General features: G+C 30.8%; 12 protein-coding genes. 8 read left to right on the forward strand and 4 right to left on the reverse strand.

Annotated features, from left to right (window positions below; genetic code table 11):
- Positions 1-89: 89 nt before the first annotated feature.
- Positions 90-4,472, reverse strand: a complete 4,383-nt coding sequence (locus tag JM80_RS13905) for a translocation/assembly module TamB domain-containing protein (RefSeq protein WP_144710639.1) — start codon at positions 4,470-4,472, stop codon at positions 90-92.
- Between the two features lie 82 nt (positions 4,473-4,554).
- Here JM80_RS13905 and tsaD point away from each other — a divergent pair, with 82 nt between their 5' ends.
- Genes tsaD through JM80_RS13930 form a run of 5 tightly spaced genes read left to right on the forward strand, consistent with a single transcriptional unit; the run spans position 4,555 to position 9,289 of the window.
- Positions 4,555-5,583, forward strand: a complete 1,029-nt coding sequence (gene tsaD / locus JM80_RS13910; RefSeq protein WP_144710641.1) for a tRNA (adenosine(37)-N6)-threonylcarbamoyltransferase complex transferase subunit TsaD — start codon at positions 4,555-4,557, stop codon at positions 5,581-5,583.
- 27 nt (positions 5,584-5,610) lie between these two features.
- Entirely contained in the window at positions 5,611-6,318 is a 708-nt protein-coding gene (locus tag JM80_RS13915) for a 16S rRNA (uracil(1498)-N(3))-methyltransferase (RefSeq protein ID WP_013622154.1), read from the forward strand.
- A 34-nt stretch (positions 6,319-6,352) separates the two neighbouring features.
- Positions 6,353-7,003, forward strand: coding sequence for a DUF4159 domain-containing protein (locus tag JM80_RS13920; protein WP_013622153.1), 651 nt, complete (start codon positions 6,353-6,355; stop codon positions 7,001-7,003).
- A gap of 7 nt (positions 7,004-7,010) precedes the next feature.
- Positions 7,011-8,099 (forward strand): AI-2E family transporter, encoded by a 1,089-nt coding sequence (locus tag JM80_RS13925; protein ID WP_013622152.1) that lies wholly within the window; start codon positions 7,011-7,013, stop codon positions 8,097-8,099.
- A gap of 8 nt (positions 8,100-8,107) precedes the next feature.
- Positions 8,108-9,289 carry a class I SAM-dependent methyltransferase gene (locus tag JM80_RS13930; protein ID WP_144710643.1) on the forward strand — a complete coding sequence of 394 codons (1,182 nt, stop codon included), beginning with the start codon at positions 8,108-8,110 and terminating at the stop codon, positions 9,287-9,289.
- 2 nt (positions 9,290-9,291) lie between these two features.
- Here the strand turns inward: JM80_RS13930 and JM80_RS13935 are convergent, their stop codons facing one another.
- The 3 genes from JM80_RS13935 to JM80_RS13945 all read right to left on the reverse strand — a co-directional run bounded on the left by JM80_RS13935 (position 9,292) and on the right by JM80_RS13945 (position 12,549).
- Positions 9,292-10,020, reverse strand: coding sequence for a M15 family metallopeptidase (locus JM80_RS13935; RefSeq protein WP_144710645.1), 729 nt, complete (start codon positions 10,018-10,020; stop codon positions 9,292-9,294).
- A gap of 99 nt (positions 10,021-10,119) precedes the next feature.
- On the reverse strand, positions 10,120-10,827 hold the full coding sequence (locus JM80_RS13940; RefSeq protein ID WP_013622149.1) for a gluconate 2-dehydrogenase subunit 3 family protein: 708 nt from the start codon (positions 10,825-10,827) through the stop codon (positions 10,120-10,122).
- A 3-nt stretch (positions 10,828-10,830) separates the two neighbouring features.
- Positions 10,831-12,549, reverse strand: coding sequence for a GMC family oxidoreductase (locus tag JM80_RS13945; RefSeq protein ID WP_013622148.1), 1,719 nt, complete (start codon positions 12,547-12,549; stop codon positions 10,831-10,833).
- Positions 12,550-12,989: 440 nt separating this feature from the next.
- Here JM80_RS13945 and JM80_RS13950 point away from each other — a divergent pair, with 440 nt between their 5' ends.
- The 3 genes from JM80_RS13950 (at position 12,990) to JM80_RS13960 (ending at position 18,700) form a co-directional block, all read left to right on the forward strand.
- Positions 12,990-15,794, forward strand: a complete 2,805-nt coding sequence (locus tag JM80_RS13950; RefSeq protein ID WP_144710647.1) for a pitrilysin family protein — start codon at positions 12,990-12,992, stop codon at positions 15,792-15,794.
- Positions 15,795-15,797: 3 nt separating this feature from the next.
- Positions 15,798-17,174 carry a TlpA disulfide reductase family protein gene (locus JM80_RS13955; RefSeq protein WP_144710649.1) on the forward strand — a complete coding sequence of 459 codons (1,377 nt, stop codon included), beginning with the start codon at positions 15,798-15,800 and terminating at the stop codon, positions 17,172-17,174.
- Positions 17,175-17,305: 131 nt separating this feature from the next.
- Complete coding sequence (locus JM80_RS13960; protein WP_144710651.1) at positions 17,306-18,700, forward strand: TlpA disulfide reductase family protein; 1,395 nt, start codon at positions 17,306-17,308, stop codon at positions 18,698-18,700.
- The last annotated feature ends 61 nt before the right edge of the window (positions 18,701-18,761 follow it).

Raw genomic sequence — 18,761 nt, forward strand, 5'->3', positions numbered from 1 at the left:
TCTTAAAAATGTGTGATTTTAAACCGAAAAAAAGGATAAAAATGAAGAAAAAAAATATTTCCCTAGGTAGAATTTAAGTATCTGTAATTTTAGTGTTGAGGTTTTTTTGAGTTTTCTTCTACTTTTGGCTCCTCTTCTTTACGTGCTTTATTAGGAAAAATTTTAGTCATTAATTCCTTAAACGTATCAAAATCTACCTGATAACTTAAACCTACACCTTGAGTATACCCTTGACGTTCTGCTAAAAATTGTTGAATTTCGTTTTCTCTGTTAAATACTTTAGCACTAAGGGTACCTTTATCATTTAAAATAATTTGCACTTCCATATCACCAGCAACTACAGATTCTCCTACACCACCTACAGGAACACCAAATTTACCGTTAAATAATATTTTTTCTCCAAGTTTTGTAGATACCGTTACACCTACTCTATTTTCTGTTTGTATAGCGTTTGGATTTAGGTTTCCTTGCTCATAAACAATACCTAAATCTAAATTTTCTCCGTTACTTTTAAAAACCGAGTTTAGTAGTCCAGATGCTGTTTGTGTTAAGTTACCGCTTAATGCCGTAGCATTTAAACCACTTTCTTCATTTACAAACGTACCTTGCATTAATAAGTAAAATGCATTGTTTTGTTCAAAATTATGATCTAACAATCTATATTCTAATTCAGATTTTACAATAGAACTGGTACTTGGAAACTCTATATTAAAATCTACTTCTGGTTTTTCTAACTCTCCTTGTAAACTTACCACAACATCTACAGGTATACGGTTTGTGTAGTCAGAATTATCTAATAAAGGAGCTGGGTTTGCATCTAAAGAGTAAATAGCACGCATATTAACCTCTGCGTTTAAAGGAGAACCGTCCCAAATAATTGTTCCTCCTGGCTCTACAGTAAACTTTCTGTTTATAATACCTCCGTACTTATAGTTGTATTCACCTGTAGCAACTGCAAATTCGCCATACATATTAAACTTATCATTGGTATTAATTTCCATTAATATAGTGCCACCACCAGTACCTTTTAATGAGCTTTTTGTATTAGGGTCTATTACTATTTCTACTTCTGCTTCTGGCGTAACATCCAAATCAAACATTAACTCTAAGCCTTCATAATTTTGCAACTCTCTTCTTTTATCCTCTTCGGTTTGCTTGGTTACAAAATTAATAAAACTATAATCGCCAACCGTAGCAACATCACTTAATGGTATTTTAAGAGATGTTCCTTTTGCTGTTGCTCCAATAACATCAATATTAAGTGCTTTAGTAGAACCGTAAATTTTACCCGTACCATTTAAATAACCTGTACCATAATACAAACTCTCTTCTGAAAAATCTGTATTTAAAATTAAAAAACGGTTATTGTTTGTGTTTACATTTAAATCTAAATCCCAAGCAGCAAATTCTTTATGACTAATAGTACCATCTAATGTTGCAGTGGTATTTTTAGTTACATCTGTAAGTTGAATGTCTTCAAAATCAAAAGTTTGTTTGTACAAATTAACAACAGAGTTATTTGCAAAACTATAATCTACATTTAAATAATCTATTGCTAAACCTGCTTTATCTAATAATAATTTACCAGAAATATCTGGATTACTTAAACTCTCTGTTATTTTAGCTTTTCCGCTTATAGAGCCCCTAATATTAGACAGTATACCTTCTCCTAAATTAGAAAAAGGCTCCATTAAAAAATCACTAAACTCTACATCTAAATCTGCAGTAGGGCTACTATTTTTATTTATTATTTCACCTGCAACAACTAACCTATCTTGTCCTTTGTTACGTAAGTGTGTTTCTACATCAAATGAAGTTAAATTATCATTACCAACAATTTCTACCCCTAAATTACCTAATCTAATATCATTAACTGTAAAATCTGTCATTGTTAAACTACTAGAAGGTAAATATTTACCTTCTTCTTGGTAAATATTTAAAGAGCCATTAACTTCTCCTTTAAGCTCTAAATTTTTTAGCGCTGGTGTTATTTTATGCAATGACACATCACTAAACTCCAATAACAAATCTTTATAAGTAGAGTCTATTACCTTACCACTTAGGCGTATTTGTTCATTAGCATTATTATTAAAAACAATTTCCTTAATATCTATACTATCTAGTGTTCTGTTAACTATAACTTTATTTTTTTTGTCTCTGTTTTTATTAACCACCCACTCATTACCCTTTAGTAATATAGAAGAACGCTTAAGTCCTATAACTGATCTGTTATTTTTATTAAATGTGTGGTAAAAGTTTAAATAATAAGTATCATCATAACCACGGCCACCTGCAAATTCCGTTCTAAAAAACAATGTATCTTTTAGCTTGGTATTAATTAGTTTAAAATCTTTTACATCATAAAAATTAGTGGTAGCATCATTTACAGAAATAAACGTATTAAAAAGCGGATTTTTATTATCTATTTTTACGTTAATACTATCAAGCTTATTGCCATAAGCCTCTATTTGTGGCGACTTAAAGGTGAGTTTAAAATCTCCTTTATCTGCAACAACTTTACCTCTAATAAATGTATTTGACCCAAATTTTACTTTTGGGAAAAATACATCTACAATTTTATTATAAATATTAAACTTAAAATTTACTTTTTGACCTTCAGATATTTTAAATGGCCTATAGTTGGTATATATACTACCAATAGAGTTTTGTATTAACTTATCTAACTCATTTACTTTAAAATTACCTTCTAAATAACCCGTTATAATATCTGGCGAATTAATGGTTATTTTACGTAGAGAGTCTGTTTCAAAATTAGAGGTAACCTCAAAATCTTCAAAGTAATAGGTGTCGTTTTTATTTTGATAACTAGTTTCTCTAAACTTTATAGCTCCAACAATGTTATCTAACGTATTACCTGTAATATCCATATTAATATTACCCTTAAACACAGATACGCTATCATTAATAAAATTTAAAGCTTTAAAATTAGCATAGTCTACAGACGCTATAAAATCAAACGTGTTGTTATCTGATGAAAAATCTGCAAGACCTTTAAAATTAAGTTTTAAATTAGGATCATTACTTAGTAAAGCACCATCAAAAAACTGTTCTTTTAAAGTACCAGATACCACTTTAATATTTTTGTAGACGTAGTTATTAAATTTAATGCTATAAACTTCACCTGTTATTTCTGTATTCATAGTTTCTGCTACAAACCCATTACCGTCTACATTAATGTCTACAGTAGCTTTACCCAAAGTTTTATTGTCTAAAAACTTACCCAAATCAAAATCTATAAGAGATATAAACCCGTGGTAATTTGCATTATCTATATTGTTTATATTGGTAAGTTCTACATCAGAATAACTACTACCTATAGCTGTATTAATATTAACTTTAGCACTTACTAATGTCTGTGTAATAGATGTTATTCCTCTAACAGTAAATTGTCCAAATTTAGAAAAAGATGATGGCAACACTTTACCCAATATGTTTGGTAATAAAGAGCGTAACTCATAATAACTTGTGGTTACACTTTTCATATCAGCATCTATAACATAGGGTTTACTTAATGTAAATAAATTTTTAAAATTAAAATCTCCTCTAACACCTGTATTATCAGAAAACAGCATTAATTTTTTTGTGCTTAAATCATTTAAAACACCAGTAACATTTGTAGATAAGCTTATTTTTTTACCACTACCAAACTGGTTGTATAGCATATTAATATCATCCAAGGCAATTTCAGAATCTACAAAATTGGCATCTATTTGCACTTTATTAATAAAATCTTTAAAGTCTTTACGGTCATAATTAAAAACCAAGTTTCCTTTTAAGTCAGACTCTTTTGTCTTTATCTGCAATGCATCAAATCTCATTTGTGTTCTAGAGTATTTAAATGCTGTGGTTAAGTTTTCTACCTTTGGCCCTCTTCTGCTGGTAAAAGTTAATGTGTTTATTTGCGTAGATACATCTGGCCCTAAAATTAAAAAATCTGTTGCGCCAATATTTAAATTTTTAAAATCTAATTGTTGTGGTTTTTCTAAGTTTTCATCAATTAACTGAAACCTACTATTACCAATATTTACATTACCAGAAACCATTTTAAAAGGCTTTGCTCCTTCTGCTCTAGGTTTTTTATCATCTAACTTATCTATAAACACCTCTAAATTAGAACTGCTTTCTCCTTTGTATGTTTTTAATTTTAAATGAAGGTTGTCTACATTTATATCTCCAAACTCTAACTGTCCTTTTACTAAATTTTTAATATCTAATATTGATGTAGTAAGGTCTCCTATATAAAAAAGAGTATCTTTTTGCTCATCTTCTGCATAAATACCCTTTGCAGATGTATTCCAAGTAATAAAATTAACTTTTAGCTTATCTATCTGTAAATTTGTCCCAAAATCTTTATTTATAGTATTTGTAGCGTAATTAGCCAGGCGTGTTTGTACAGATGATAATGAGAAAATAAAAGTCGCTAACAGACAAAGCAGTAATAAAACCAGCAATATTCTTAGTAGTATTTTAAATAGTTTTTTGATAGCTCTTTATGTTTTACCTTTGTTACTTCAATATTTATTCCAAAAATACGTGGAAAAAAACAATATCTATATACTTGCAATAGAATCTTCATGTGACGACACATCTGCGGCAGTTTTACACAATAGTAAAATGCTTAGTAATGTTGTTGCTACACAAAAGATTCATGAAGAATACGGTGGTGTTGTTCCTGAGCTAGCCTCTAGAGCACACCAACAAAACATTGTACCTGTGGTGCACCAAGCGCTAGCTAAGGCAAATATCAACAAAAAAGACTTATCTGCAATAGCTTTTACAAGAGGTCCTGGATTAATGGGATCTTTACTTGTAGGTACCTCCTTTGCAAAATCTTTAGCTTTGGGTCTAAATATACCCTTAATAGAGGTTAACCACATGCAAGCTCATATTTTGGCGCATTTTATTGATAATGAAACAGGTAAAAAACCAGAGTTCCCTTTTATTGGAATGACAATTAGTGGCGGACACACGCAAATTGTACTGGTTAAAAGCTATTTTGATATGGAAATCTTGGGTCAAACCTTAGATGATGCTGTTGGTGAAGCCTTTGATAAAAGTGCAAAAATTTTAGGTTTACCATACCCCGGCGGACCTTTAATAGATAAGTATGCACAATTAGGCAACCCAAAAGCATTTCCGTTTCCTAAGTCTAAAGTTGGTGGTTTAGACTTTAGTTTTAGTGGCTTTAAAACAAGTGTACTTTATTTTATACAAAGAGAAACACAAAAAAACCCCAATTTTATTGCAGAAAATTTAAATGATATTTGTGCATCTATACAATACACCATAATAAATGTACTGCTAAGCAAGCTTAAAAAAGCGGTTGCACAAACAGGTGTTAAACAAATTGCTATAGGTGGTGGCGTATCTGCAAATTCTGGCATTAGAAAAATATTGCAAAAAGCAGAACAAAAACACGGTTGGAAAACATTTATTCCGCCTTTTCAATTTTGTACAGATAATGCTGCTATGATAGGTATAGTTGGCTACTTAAAATACAAAGAAGAATTATTTACAACACAAGAAATTACAGCAAAAGCACGTTACGTAATTAACGAATAACAAACAGTAACCAAATTAATATATTTTATGCAATTATTTTATAACAGCACTTTAGACAATAGTATTTCTCAATTTGTTTTTCCTCCAGAAGAAAGCAAGCATATTGTAAAGGTGTTACGTAAGGTAGAAGGAGATGAATTATACATAACCAATGGTAATGGATATTTATTTACGGCTAAAATTATGGTTGCTGATGTAAAAAAATGTAAAGCTCAAATTACATCTAAAGAAAAAAAACACAGACCTATGCATTGGTTGCACATAGCTGTTGCACCAACAAAAATGAACGATAGGTTTGAGTGGTTTTTAGAAAAAGCTACAGAAATTGGTGTAGACGAAATTACACCTATAATTTGCGACCACTCTGAACGTAAAGTACTAAAACTAGAGCGTATGGAAAAAGTATTGCAATCTGCTATGAAACAGTCTTTACAAACATACTTACCTAAATTAAACGCTCCAATACCTTACGCTGAGTTTGTACAAAAAGAGCATAAAGATTTATTATTTATTGCTCACTGCGAAGAAGAAGAAAAAGTAGAGCTTAAAAGAAGAGTTGCTGCAGACAAAGATGTTACTATTTTAATTGGTCCTGAAGGCGATTTTTCTTCCGCAGAAATTAAACAAGCTTATGTAAATGGTTTTATTCCTGTATCTTTAGGAAAAAACAGGTTACGTACAGAAACAGCTGCTATAGTAGCCTGTGCTACAGTTGCTATGATTAATAACGGATAGTATTTTAAACATTTTTAAATCTCCATTTACTTGTATGAAAAAAATTGCGATTTTTTGTTTGTTAGTCTCATTTACTATTACAGCTAATTTACAAGCTCAAGAAATAGCAATTTTAAAATATAATGGTGGCGGAGATTGGTATGCAAACCCAACTGCGTTACCTAACTTAATACAGTTTTGCAATAAGGAAATAGACACAAAAATAAAACCAAAACCAGCAACTGTAGAAGTTAGCAACATAGGTATTTTTCAGTATCCTTTTTTACATATGACAGGACACGGAAACGTTGTTTTTTCTAATGAAGAAGCAGAAAACTTAAAAACCTACTTACTATCTGGTGGTTTTTTACATATTGATGATAATTACGGTATGGAACCGTATATTAGAAAAGAAATAGCTAAATTATTTCCTAATAAAAAACTAGAAGAGTTAGGTGCTAACCACCCTATTTTTAATCAGAAGTTTAAATTTAAAGACGGTTTACCTAAAATACACGAGCACAACGGAAAAAGACCACAAGCCTTTGGAATTACTCACAATAATAGACTTATATTGCTATTTACTTTAGAGAGCGATTTAGGAGATGGCTGGGAAGATCAAGAAGTACATAATGATGATGCAGATGTAAGGTTAAAAGCTTTGCAAATGGGCGCAAATATTATAAAATACGTTTTTAACAACTAAGTAATAAATGAAAGCAAAAACAATAGCAGATGGCATTTTACGTGCACTTGGCATTATAGTAGGCATTGTACTATTGTGCTTTTTTTTATACAAAATTAGTTCTGTTTTAGTATATATTTCTATTGCAGCTGTTGCCTCATTAATTGGTAGGCCTATTGTTTTATTTCTACGCGATAAATTAAAATTTAATAACACTTTAGCCGTTATTATTACTATGTTTTTTTTAATAGGCATTGTAGGCGGTATAATTGCGCTTTTTATTCCGCTTATTATACAACAAGGGCATAATTTAGCTCTGTTAGATATTAATCAGTTACAAGGTAATATAGAAAACTTATACACAGAAGTTATTAATTACTTTGGCGTAAGCACTACAGAATTAGAGGAGAATGTAAAATCATCAAACTTTTTAACTAATGTAGATTTTGCCTTTATACCTAACTTTTTAAATTCTCTTGTAGGTGTACTTGGCAGTTTAAGTATTGGGCTGTTTTCAGTATTATTTATTACTTTTTTCTTTTTAAAAGATCGCAAACTATTTAGTGACGGACTTTTAATGCTAACACCACAAAACAAAGAAGGACGATTTAAAAAATCTATGGACACTATTAGCAGTCTACTATCTAGATATTTTGTTGGACTTGTTTTTCAGATACTAATATTATTTGTTATTTACACCATTGTTTTACTAGTTGTAGGCATAGAAAACGCCATTGTAATTGCATTTTTGTGTGCTTTATTAAACTTAATACCGTATGTAGGTCCTATAATTGGTGGTGCTTTAATGGTAACATTAACAATGTCTAGCAATTTAGGTGAAAGTTTTAGTGAGGTTATTTTACCAAAAACAGGCTATGTAATGATTGGTTTTATTATTGGTCAATTGGTAGATAATTTCTTTTCACAACCGTTTATATTTTCAAATAGTGTAAAATCTCATCCTTTAGAAATTTTTCTTGTTATAATTATTGGCGGACTTCTTTTTGGTATTACAGGGATGATAATAGCTGTACCTGGTTACACTGCAATTAAAGTTATTTTAAAAGAATTTTTTGCAGACAATAAAATTGTAAAATCTATGACTAAAAATTTATAATTTTAAGGTTGAACACTGCTATTTTACATACCCAAGCTCAGGATTTTATTGCCCATAATTTAGACACAGATATTATATCTGTTTTACTAAAAAAAAGCACTATTGCTAATGTTACTAATAAAGAATTAGCAGCACAAATTGAAGCTAAAAAAAAGTGTAAAGATAAATTACCTACCTGGTTTAACACCCCAAATATTTATTACCCTAACAAGTTAAATATAGAGCAAACCTCATCAGAAAAAACAGCAAATTACAAGGCAAGTTTAGTTAGCGGTAATACTTTAATAGACCTTACCGGAGGACTAGGTGTAGACTGTTTCTTTTTTGCTAAAAAAATTACAAGAGTTTACCACTGTGAAATTTCTGAAAACGTATCTAAAATAGCTACACACAACTTTAATACATTAGGCGCTAATAACATAAAAACTTATGCCGTAAACGGACTAGATTACTTAAAAAAATCAACCTTATTTTTTGATTGGATTTACATAGATCCATCTAGAAGAAATGATGCCAAAGGAAAAGTGTTTTTTTTAGAAGATTGCTTACCAAATGTACCAGAACATTTAGATTTAATTTTTAGCAAAGCTGATAATATACTTATAAAAACATCTCCGCTGTTAGATTTTTCAGTTGGAATAAAATCATTACAAAATGTAAAAGAAATACACGTTGTAGCACTTAACAATGACGTAAAAGAATTATTATGGGTTTTAAAAAAAGAATATATTGGAGACATTACCATAAAAACCATTAACCTAACTAAAACTGAAGATGCTCTTTTTTCTTTTAACTATACAGATGAAAAAGAAGTTGCATTAACCTATAGTGAACCTCAACAGTACATTTACGAGCCTAATTCGGCTATTTTAAAAGCAGGAGCTTTTAAATCTGTTGCTGCACATTACAAACTACATAAATTGCATGAACATACACATTTATACACTTCTAACACCTTACTAAATTTTGCAGGCAGATGTTTTAAAGTTGAAAAAAAAATAGCTTTTAACAAAAAAGAAATTCAGCGTTTAAAACTAATAAAAGCTAATATTACAACACGTAATTTTCCTGAAAGTGTAGCTAATATTCGTAAAAAGTTTAAAATTAAAGATGGTGGTAGCACCTACCTATTTTTTACAACAGACTGCAATAACACTAAAATTGTATTGCTCTGCAGTAAAATACAATAATATTACTCACCACAGTCCCACTTAAAATTAGCAACTTTTGCATTAGACATTGCAGACAAATTGTAATGCCACCACTCTGTACGTATAGACCAAAAGCCATATTTTTCCATTGTTTCTTTTAGCAACTTTCTGTTTGCTAAAATTTCTTTAGGTAAATTGGTATTGTCATGGTAAGCTCTTTTTCCAAAAAAATCAAAATCTGTTCCCATATCTACTTCCTCGCCATCTAGAGTTTCTAAAGTTATATCTACAGCACCACCTTTGTTGTGTATAGATCCCTTTTTAGGATTTGCCACATATTGCGGATTAGGAACTATTTTCCACATTTTATACTGTACAGAGTTTGGTCTGTAACAATCAAAAAATTTAATTCGGTATCCAAGTTTTACAAATTCTTTATTTGCCTTTAAAAGAGCCTTAGCAGTTTTAACGCGAGTATAACACTCTGGACAATCATACACCTTAGCTTTTAAAAAGTTATTTGTTGTTGCGTAACGTAAATCATAAGCAAAATCGCCACTATAATCTGCCAAACGCACAAAAGTGGTATCTGCCAAACCAGATAAAGATTTATATTTAATCTCTTGCTTAACTGGTGGTAGCAGAACAGTATCTTTTTTAACTACTGTAGTGTCTTTAGTTACTATATTAATTGCTGCCGTTGTTTTATTGTTTTTACAAGCAATAGTAATACAAATTAGTAATAATAGTAATAAGTGTTTTGGTTTCATTTTTATAAGAATTCAATAATACATCTTCTAAAAACAAAAATTGCCTTTAGATTATAACTCTAAAGGCAATTTAACATTCTTAATTTAAAACCAAATGATTTATGTAATTAAATTCATATCATCATCCCATTCTGCCATAATATTACGTTTGCTTTGGTCTACAAACTTAGGCATCCATTCTTTTGGGTAAGATTTTCCGTGCTTATCTAACACGTCTTGTGGTACACCATCCCATACATTTGGCGTATTACCCTTGTAACCAAGATCTTCTATTCCTTCTTTAGATGTATAATAACCTGTAACAGTTAAATTACGCATTAAAGAAAAGAAGTTTTGCTCATAAGTTGGCTCTTCTTTATCTGGATAAGCAATAGCATCTAAAATAACTTTTTGCTGCTCTGGTGTAGCTTTTTTAAACTCTACTCCATAATCTTTATTACTTGTATGGTCTAACCACATTAAACCTCCCTTAAGCTGTGTTTGGTATGCAGGTATATCTTTAGCCATAAACTCTATAAAATCTGGAACACCAACATCTGTAGCACTACCATATTTTTCATTTGCTGGTAAAATTAAAGCACATAAAACACCTAGGGTTTCCATTTGGTGTTCATTAAAAAATTGTTCTGCATTTAATTTTGCTATTTGCTCTTTTTCTTCTGGTGTACGTCCAAAATACTTTTCATCTACAACTGCTTCTTCTGTACTAGTTGTATCACTATCTACACCTGGTTTACAACCGTTTAAAGCTAAACCACCGGCTACACCGCCAAGAATAATAGATTTTATACTTTTTCTTCTATCCATAACTTAGATATTTTGCTGTTTAAACTGTTCTACAATATAATCTGATGTTCTCCAAGCCAATGCTAAAATTGTCCAGGTTGGATTTTTATCTGCCTGAGAAACAAACGGACCAGCATCTACAATAAAAACGTTGTCTACATCATGCATTTGCTCATATTGGTTAACTACAGAAGTTTTTGGGTTATCTCCCATACGTGTAGTACCAACCTCATGTATAATTTCTCCTGGTTTATTAAGTCCATAATCTTGTTCTGCAGTAGGTGTATCTCCTAACACTTTACCACCCATATTATGAATTATTTCTTCAAACGTTTCTTGCATATGCTTTGCTTGTTTACGCTCATAATCTGTCCACTGGTAATTAAAACGTAATACAGGAATACCAAATTCATCTACTGTGTTTGGGTCTATTTCGCAATAATTAGTTTCTTGCGCTATAGATTCTCCTCTTCCACCAAAGCCTAATGTAGCTCCGTAATATTTTTTAACATCAGAACGCAAACTATTACCATAGCCACCTACTTTTTCTCCAAAATACTCATTAAAGCTATTTGGGTTAAAACCAAAACCGTAGTTTGGCATTCCCATTCCGCCCCATACTTCTATATGATAACCTCTAGGGAAATCTAATTTTTTATTATCTAGCCACCAAGGCGAATATACGTGCATACCACCTACCCCGTCTTCGTTATACATTTTTCGGTCCATCATAGCAGGTATAAATCCACCTCTACTTGCTCCGGTAGAATCATGTAAATACTTACCAATTAAACCACTACTATTACCCAAACCTGCTGGATGTTGCTTGCTTTTAGAGTTTAATAGTATACGTGCAGAACTACAAGCAGATGCTGCCATAACAACCACCTTACCCTTTAGTCTGTACTCTTTACGGTCTTCCTTATTAATGTATAATACACCAGTTGCTTTACCCTCATCATTGGTAGTAACCTCCCTAACCATAGAGTTTACAAACAAATCTATTTGGCCTCCATTATTTTGTGCCGGAAAAATTAAACAACTACCAGATGAGAAATCTGCATAATATTGACAAGATCTGCCGCACTGCCCACAATAGACACATACTCCACGGTCTTTATTTACTTTTTTTGTAACCATAGACATACGAGCAGGTATAACAGGAACACCAGATTTTTTAGCTCCGTCCATATAGTACAACTCGTGCAATCTTGGTTTTGGTGCTGGCAAGAAAAATCCGTCTGGCTCATTAACCAAACCTTCTTTAGAACCAAAAACACCAATTAGTTTATCTACTTTATCGTAATACGGTTTAACATCATCATAACCAATAGGCCAGTTTTCTCCTAAACCATCTACATCTTTATGCTTAAAATCTCTTTCGCTAAAACGTAAAGATATACGCCCCCAGTGGTTGGTTCTTCCTCCAAGCATTCTAGATCTAAACCACGCAAATTTAGATCCGTTTTTTTGCGTGTATGGTTCTCCTTCTATATTCCATCCTCCAAGAGCCATATCAAACTCTCCAAAATCTCTTACGGTATTAGCTCCTCTTCGTGGAGACTCATAAGGCCATTTAAATTGGGTTTGTTGTTTGGGATCTTTAGGATCAAAAAAAGGACCTGCTTCTACTACAGCAACTTTAAGTCCGGCTTCAGACAAAACTTTGGTTGCCATACCTCCACCAGCACCAGAACCAACTATGATAACGTCATACATAGTTGAAGATTCTATTATCTGCATATTATTTTTGTTTGAGTTAATTTGGTTAATTACAATGATTAGAGCTTCTTTTTTGTGCCCTTGCTTTGTTTTTTGTTTGGTAATTACTAAAAAACAGAAGTCACTAATTTAGAATTTTTAATCAAAATACAATTTAAAAATATGTTAATACAACTAATTTATAATGTATTTATAGACGGATAACAAATTATCTTCGACTAGCGTAAAAAAATAAAAAGCAATAGCAACTTACAATTTCTGTAGCGTAAACTTAAGGTTATAGTTGCAAAAAGCACTTGCTAATACAATATAACTTTTTAAAAAGAGTAAAGTAATTTGTAACAAATTACAAACAGACAGACTTACATTTTACCATTTATTTAACAGTATTACAATAAGGGTTGCCCTTTTTATACACGTCTATTATTATAAACTCACAAAAAACTAACAAATTTTTAAAAATGAAGAAAATTACAACGCTACTTTGTTTATTTCTATGCTTAGGCCTTTCTGCCCAAGGGTTAGATTTAAACCAACCATTGCCAGTAAACACCAAATATAAAAAAGGTGTTTTACCTAATGGAATGACTTATTACATTTACAACACAGACGTTACCAAAGGCGTTGCCAGTTACTACATTATACAAAATGTGGGCTCTATACTAGAAAACGATAACCAACAAGGTTTAGCTCACTTTTTAGAACATATGGCCTTTAACGGTACAAAAAACTTTGAAGGAAAAGGTATTTTAAACACATTACAAAAACACGGAGCTGTTTTTGGCAGAGATATTAATGCATACACAAGCTTTGATGAAACTGTATACAATATGGACAATATACCTACTAAAGATGGCTTAATTGATACGTGTTTATTGGTATTACATGATTGGTCTAACTACCTATTACTTACAGACGAGGAGATTGATGCAGAACGTGGTGTTATTAAAGAAGAATGGAGAACACGCCAAAATGGTAGAATGAGGATTTTACAACAATCTTTACCCATTATGTTTAACAACTCTAAATACAGCAAAAGGTTACCTATTGGCTTAATGAATATTGTAGAGAATTTTGAGTACAAAGCCTTAAGAGATTTTTACCATGATTGGTACCGTACAGATTTACAAGCTATTGCTATTGTTGGTGATATTAACGTAGATGAAATTGAACAAAAATTAAAAGATAAATTTTCTAAAATACCAGCTGTTAAAAACCCTAAAGAACGTTTTTATGTAGAAATACCTGGAAATAAAGAAATGCTTTATAATATTGCTATGGATGAAGAAGTATCTACAGCAAATATTAGTTTTAGCATTAATCATCCTAAAAAAATTAAAGAGCAAACTATTGGCGACCTTAAAACATCTCTTTTAAGAAATATAGCAACATCTATGGTATCTACTAGACTTGGTGAGATACAACAACAACCAGATGCTCCTTTTTTAGCCGCAAGAGTTAGGTTTGCAGAAAAAGCAAAACTTAATAATGATTTATCTATTGATATTACCCCAAAACCAGGTAAACAACAAGAAGCTTTTAAAACAGTAATGAATGAGGTTAACAGAGCTTTAAAATTTGGATTTACAGATGGTGAAATAGATCGTATAAAAAAACAATACGCAAACTATTATGAAAATGCAATTAGTAAGGTTGATGATACACCTCACGGACAATTAATAAATGCTATAAAGGCAGATTACTTATCTAAACAAACTATTACTCCTATTGCAGAAGAATATAAAATTGTACAAGCAATATTTTCATCTGTCACTAAAGAAGATTTTAATAATACCCTTAAAGCTCTTTACTCTAAAGAAAACAGAACATTAAGTGTTACTGGTGTTAAAGGAAAAAACAACCTTACAAAAGAAGAAGGACTTGTTATTATCAATGCATCAGAAAATAACAGTGAGTTAACTGCTTATACAGATAAATTTAGTGGCAAAACATTAATATCTGATGTAAATATTACAGTAGGCAGTGTTGTATCTGAAGAAGAAAACAAAGAAACAGGAGCTACAATTTTTACACTAAGTAATGGTGTTAAAGTGTATTACAAATTTGCAGACAAAAATAAAAACGATGTTAAACTAGTAGCTACAAGCTATGGTGGTACTTCTTTATTAGCTACAGAAGATTTACCTTCTGCTAATATTATGGGTAACATAGTACAAATGTCTGGCTTGGGAGATTTTTCTGCTACAGAGTTACCAAAAGTATTGGCTGGTAAAACTGCAAACACAAGTATTAACTTATCAGATTTAACAGAAAGTATTAGTGGCTCATCTACAACTAAAGATGTAGAAACTATGTTACAAATGGTTTATTTACGTTTTGAAAAACCAAGGTTTGATGAAGATGCTTATAAGGTATTACAAGGTAACATTACCAACTATTTGGCTCGTAAAAGCAAAGACATAAATTCTAAAATGCAAGACAGTGTTACTGTTACGTTGTACGGTAACAACAATCCTAAAGTTCGTCTTATGGATAAAGCATATATGGAAGATGTTACTTTTAATAAAATGAAAGCTGTTTACCTAGACAGGTTTAAGAATGCTGCTGATTTTACATTTTTTGTTGTTGGTGATGTTAAAAAAGATGCATTAAAACCATTGCTAGCAAAATATATTGCAAGTATTTCTGCCAATACTACTAAAGAAAATTACAAAGTAGACCCTAAAGTTTGGACAAGCAATGCTATAGACAAAGATATCTTCTTAAAAATGGAAGATGAAAAAGGATCTGTTAGAGTTGGCTACAAAAACGAGATGAAATACAGCTTAAAGAATGCTATTTTAGCAAGTGCTTTAGGAGATATTTTACAATTAAGGGTTACAGAAACTGTTAGAGAAGCAGAAGGTGGCGCTTACTCTCCAAGAGCTGGTGCAAGCTTTTCTAAAAGACCAATATCTGAAGGAAGTATTTCTGTTGGTTTTGATTGTAACCCAGATAAAGTAGACGATTTATTAAAAATTGTTCACGTAGAAATTAAAAAAATAGCTAACGGAGAAATAAATCAGACAGATTTAGACAAAACTTTAACCAACTTTATTAAAGAACGTAAAGAGTCTAAAGACTACAATAGTTATGATATGAGTTTGCTTCAAAATTATGTTTTAGAAGGATATAATATGAACAATCCTAAGAATTTTGAAAACATTATAAGCGCTATTACTACTAAAGACATTCAAAAATTTACAAAAACATTATTAAAAGGCGCAAAAACTTACGAAATTGCGTTCAAACCTAAACAACAATAACTTATGAAAAAATCAATTTATGCGCTTGGTTTAGCTGTAATTAGCTTAGCCTCTTGTAAAACAGAATCTACTCCTGTAGACTATGCTGTAGTTACAGGAAAAATTAAAAATGCAAGCAGTACAGAGCTAATTATTGCTAGTTTTAGCAATAGAAAAGCTATAGATACAGTTACTATTGCTGCAGATGGTACTTTTACAGATACTATTGCAAATCCAAAAGGGCATTATGCAGTTATTAATGATAAAAACAGAACCGATATTTACTTAGAGGAAGGTTTTAATATTGCACTTAATGCAGATGCTACAGATTTTAACAAAAGTATTGTTATAACTGGCAATGGTTCTACAGAAAACAGCTTTTTTAAGGCAAAAAAAGAAAAAGAAGCTACTTTTAAAAGTGACACCAATCCATATACTTTAGATGAGGCAGCTTTTAAGGAAGAAATGACTTCTCAAAAAAAGGCATTAAACTCTTTAGTAGATAATACAGAAGGTTTAACAGAAGCATTTAAAACAACTCAAAAGAACGATAATAATTACAGTTACCTAGTAAATTTATCTAACTATGAAAGATACCACCAACACTATGCTAAAAAACCAGAGTTTAAAGTTTCTGACAACTTTTTAGCAGAGCTAGACGCTATAGACATTACTAATGACAAAGATTTTAGCAACTCTAGTGCTTATAAATCTTTGGTAACTGCCCACTACAGTAAAATTGCAACTAAAAAGGCAGAAAAAGACAGTATTTCTTTTGACTTAGCTATGCTTAAAACTGTTGCTCCAATAGAATCTGATGCTATTAGAAATGGCTTATTAAAAGATGCTATTTTTGGTATTACTATTACAGATAAGTTAGACGAGTACTATAACACCTTTATCTCTGCATCTACAGATGAAGAGATAAACAAGACAGTTAAAGATTATTATACTAAATTAAAAGCAGTAGAAAAAGGCAATCCTTCTCCTAAGTTTGTTGGTTATGAAAATCACGCTGGTGGTAAAACTTCTTTAGAAGATTTAAAAGGTAAATATGTGTATATAGATGTTTGGGCCACTTGGTGCGGACCTTGTTTGGCAGAAATACCTGCTTTAAAAGAAACAGAAGAAGCATATCATAACAAAAACATAGAGTTTGTTAGTATCTCTGTAGATAGACCAGATGCCTATAATAAATGGAAACAAATGGTTATTGATAAAGAATTAGGCGGCATACAATTAATTGCTGATAATAATTTTGAATCTGATTTTATACAAGACTATGTTATACAAGGTATTCCTAAATTTATATTATTAGATACAGAAGGTAATATTGTAAATGCAAATGCTCCTAGACCATCTGACCCTAAGTTAAAAGAAGTTTTAAATAGCCTGCTGTAATACAGCAAACTATACACTTTAAAATATAAAAATCATCTTGGTAGTTTATCAAGATGATTTTTTTTGTAAACACCTCTACATTATAAGAAAAAACTTATTAACTTGTAATCCTCTTATTTAAAATAATTTCTATGAAAAAAAAGATTATTACTCTCGGACTCCTTATTTTAAGTATAGTAGCCTGTAAAGAAAAAGAAGTACATACATTAGATTATGCAATTTTAAAAGGAAATATTACAAACACTAAGGGTAAGAAAATAACACTTATTAAAAAGAATAGTACGTATGCTGACACTATAAGTATTACTGCAAATGGTTTGTTTTTAGATACCATTAAAGCTCCTGAAGGCGAATATTCTTTTATGGTTGACAACAATAAAATTAATCTATACATAGAAAAAGAATTTAATCTTAAAATTAATGCTGATGCAAAAGATTTTGATAATACAATCTCAATCGTTGGCAAAGGTGAACTAGAGAATAATTATTTAAAGTTTAAAAAAGAACAAAATTCTAGTTTTAAAGTTGATGCTGATTTGTTAAAATTAGAAGAGAAATCTTTTAAAGAAAAAATCAATAATCACAAAACAACTTTAAATAATAAATTAGATAAAACTGAAGGACTTTCTAATAAATTTATAGCATTTCATAAAAAAGACAATAACTATAATTACCTTTTAGCTTTATCAAACTATAAAAATTGGCATACGCGCTATGTAAAAAATAAGGACTTTAAAATGTCTAAAGAGTCTTTACAAGAACTTGACCAGGTTAACTATTATAACGATGAAGATTATAAAAATCATAACGGATATAAATCGTTGGCCAGACAAAAATTACAAAATGAAATAGCAAAAGAGACTAAAAATAGTAAGTACCCTGTTTTAGCTGTTGCAGCCAAGTCAAAATCAGAGTTCATTAAAAACGAATTGTTATCAGATGTAGAATATGTAATTACACATAAAATGGATATGCATCAAAACTCTAATCCTAAATTTAATATGGATGAGTATTATGCTAAATTTAAGTCAATTGCTACAGATAAAGAGTTAATAGCTAAAATAGAAAAGCAATATAAAAATTTAAAATTATTAGATAAAGGTAACCCTTCTCCTAAGTTTGTTGGTTATGAAAATCACGCTGGTGGTAAAACTTCTTTAGAAGATTTAAAAGGTAAATATGTGTATATAGACGTTTGGGCTACTTGGTGCGGACCTTGTTTGGCAGAAATACCTGCTTTAAAAGAAACAGAAGAAGCATATCATAACAAAAACATAGAGTTTGTTAGTATCTCTTTAGATAGACCAGATGCCTATAATAAATGGAAACAAATGGTTGTTGATAAAGAATTAGGCGGCATACAGTTAATTGCTGATAATAATTTTGAATCTGATTTTATACAAGACTATGTTATAAAAGGTATTCCGCATTTTATTTTAATAAATCCCGACGGTAATATTGTAAATGCAAAGGCTCCTAAACCATCTGACCCTAAGTTAAAAGAGGTTTTAAATAGCCTGTTGTAATACAGAAAACTATACACTTTAAAGAATAAAAATCATCTTGGTAATTTATCAAGATGATTTT

Source organism: Cellulophaga sp. RHA_52 (genome assembly GCF_007827205.1).
In the GTDB taxonomy this organism is placed as follows: Bacteria; Bacteroidota; Bacteroidia; order Flavobacteriales; family Flavobacteriaceae; genus Cellulophaga; species Cellulophaga lytica.

Coding starts and splice junctions, on each gene's coding strand:
- JM80_RS13915 (WP_013622154.1), top strand. CDS start 5,611: ATGCAATTATTTTATAACAGCACTTTAGACAATAGTATTTCTCAATTT.
- JM80_RS13920 (WP_013622153.1), top strand. CDS start 6,353: ATGAAAAAAATTGCGATTTTTTGTTTGTTAGTCTCATTTACTATTACA.
- JM80_RS13925 (WP_013622152.1), top strand. CDS start 7,011: ATGAAAGCAAAAACAATAGCAGATGGCATTTTACGTGCACTTGGCATT.
- JM80_RS13935 (WP_144710645.1), bottom strand. CDS start 10,020: ATGAAACCAAAACACTTATTACTATTATTACTAATTTGTATTACTATT.
- JM80_RS13940 (WP_013622149.1), bottom strand. CDS start 10,827: ATGGATAGAAGAAAAAGTATAAAATCTATTATTCTTGGCGGTGTAGCC.
- JM80_RS13945 (WP_013622148.1), bottom strand. CDS start 12,549: ATGCAGATAATAGAATCTTCAACTATGTATGACGTTATCATAGTTGGT.
- JM80_RS13950 (WP_144710647.1), top strand. CDS start 12,990: ATGAAGAAAATTACAACGCTACTTTGTTTATTTCTATGCTTAGGCCTT.
- JM80_RS13955 (WP_144710649.1), top strand. CDS start 15,798: ATGAAAAAATCAATTTATGCGCTTGGTTTAGCTGTAATTAGCTTAGCC.
- JM80_RS13960 (WP_144710651.1), top strand. CDS start 17,306: ATGAAAAAAAAGATTATTACTCTCGGACTCCTTATTTTAAGTATAGTA.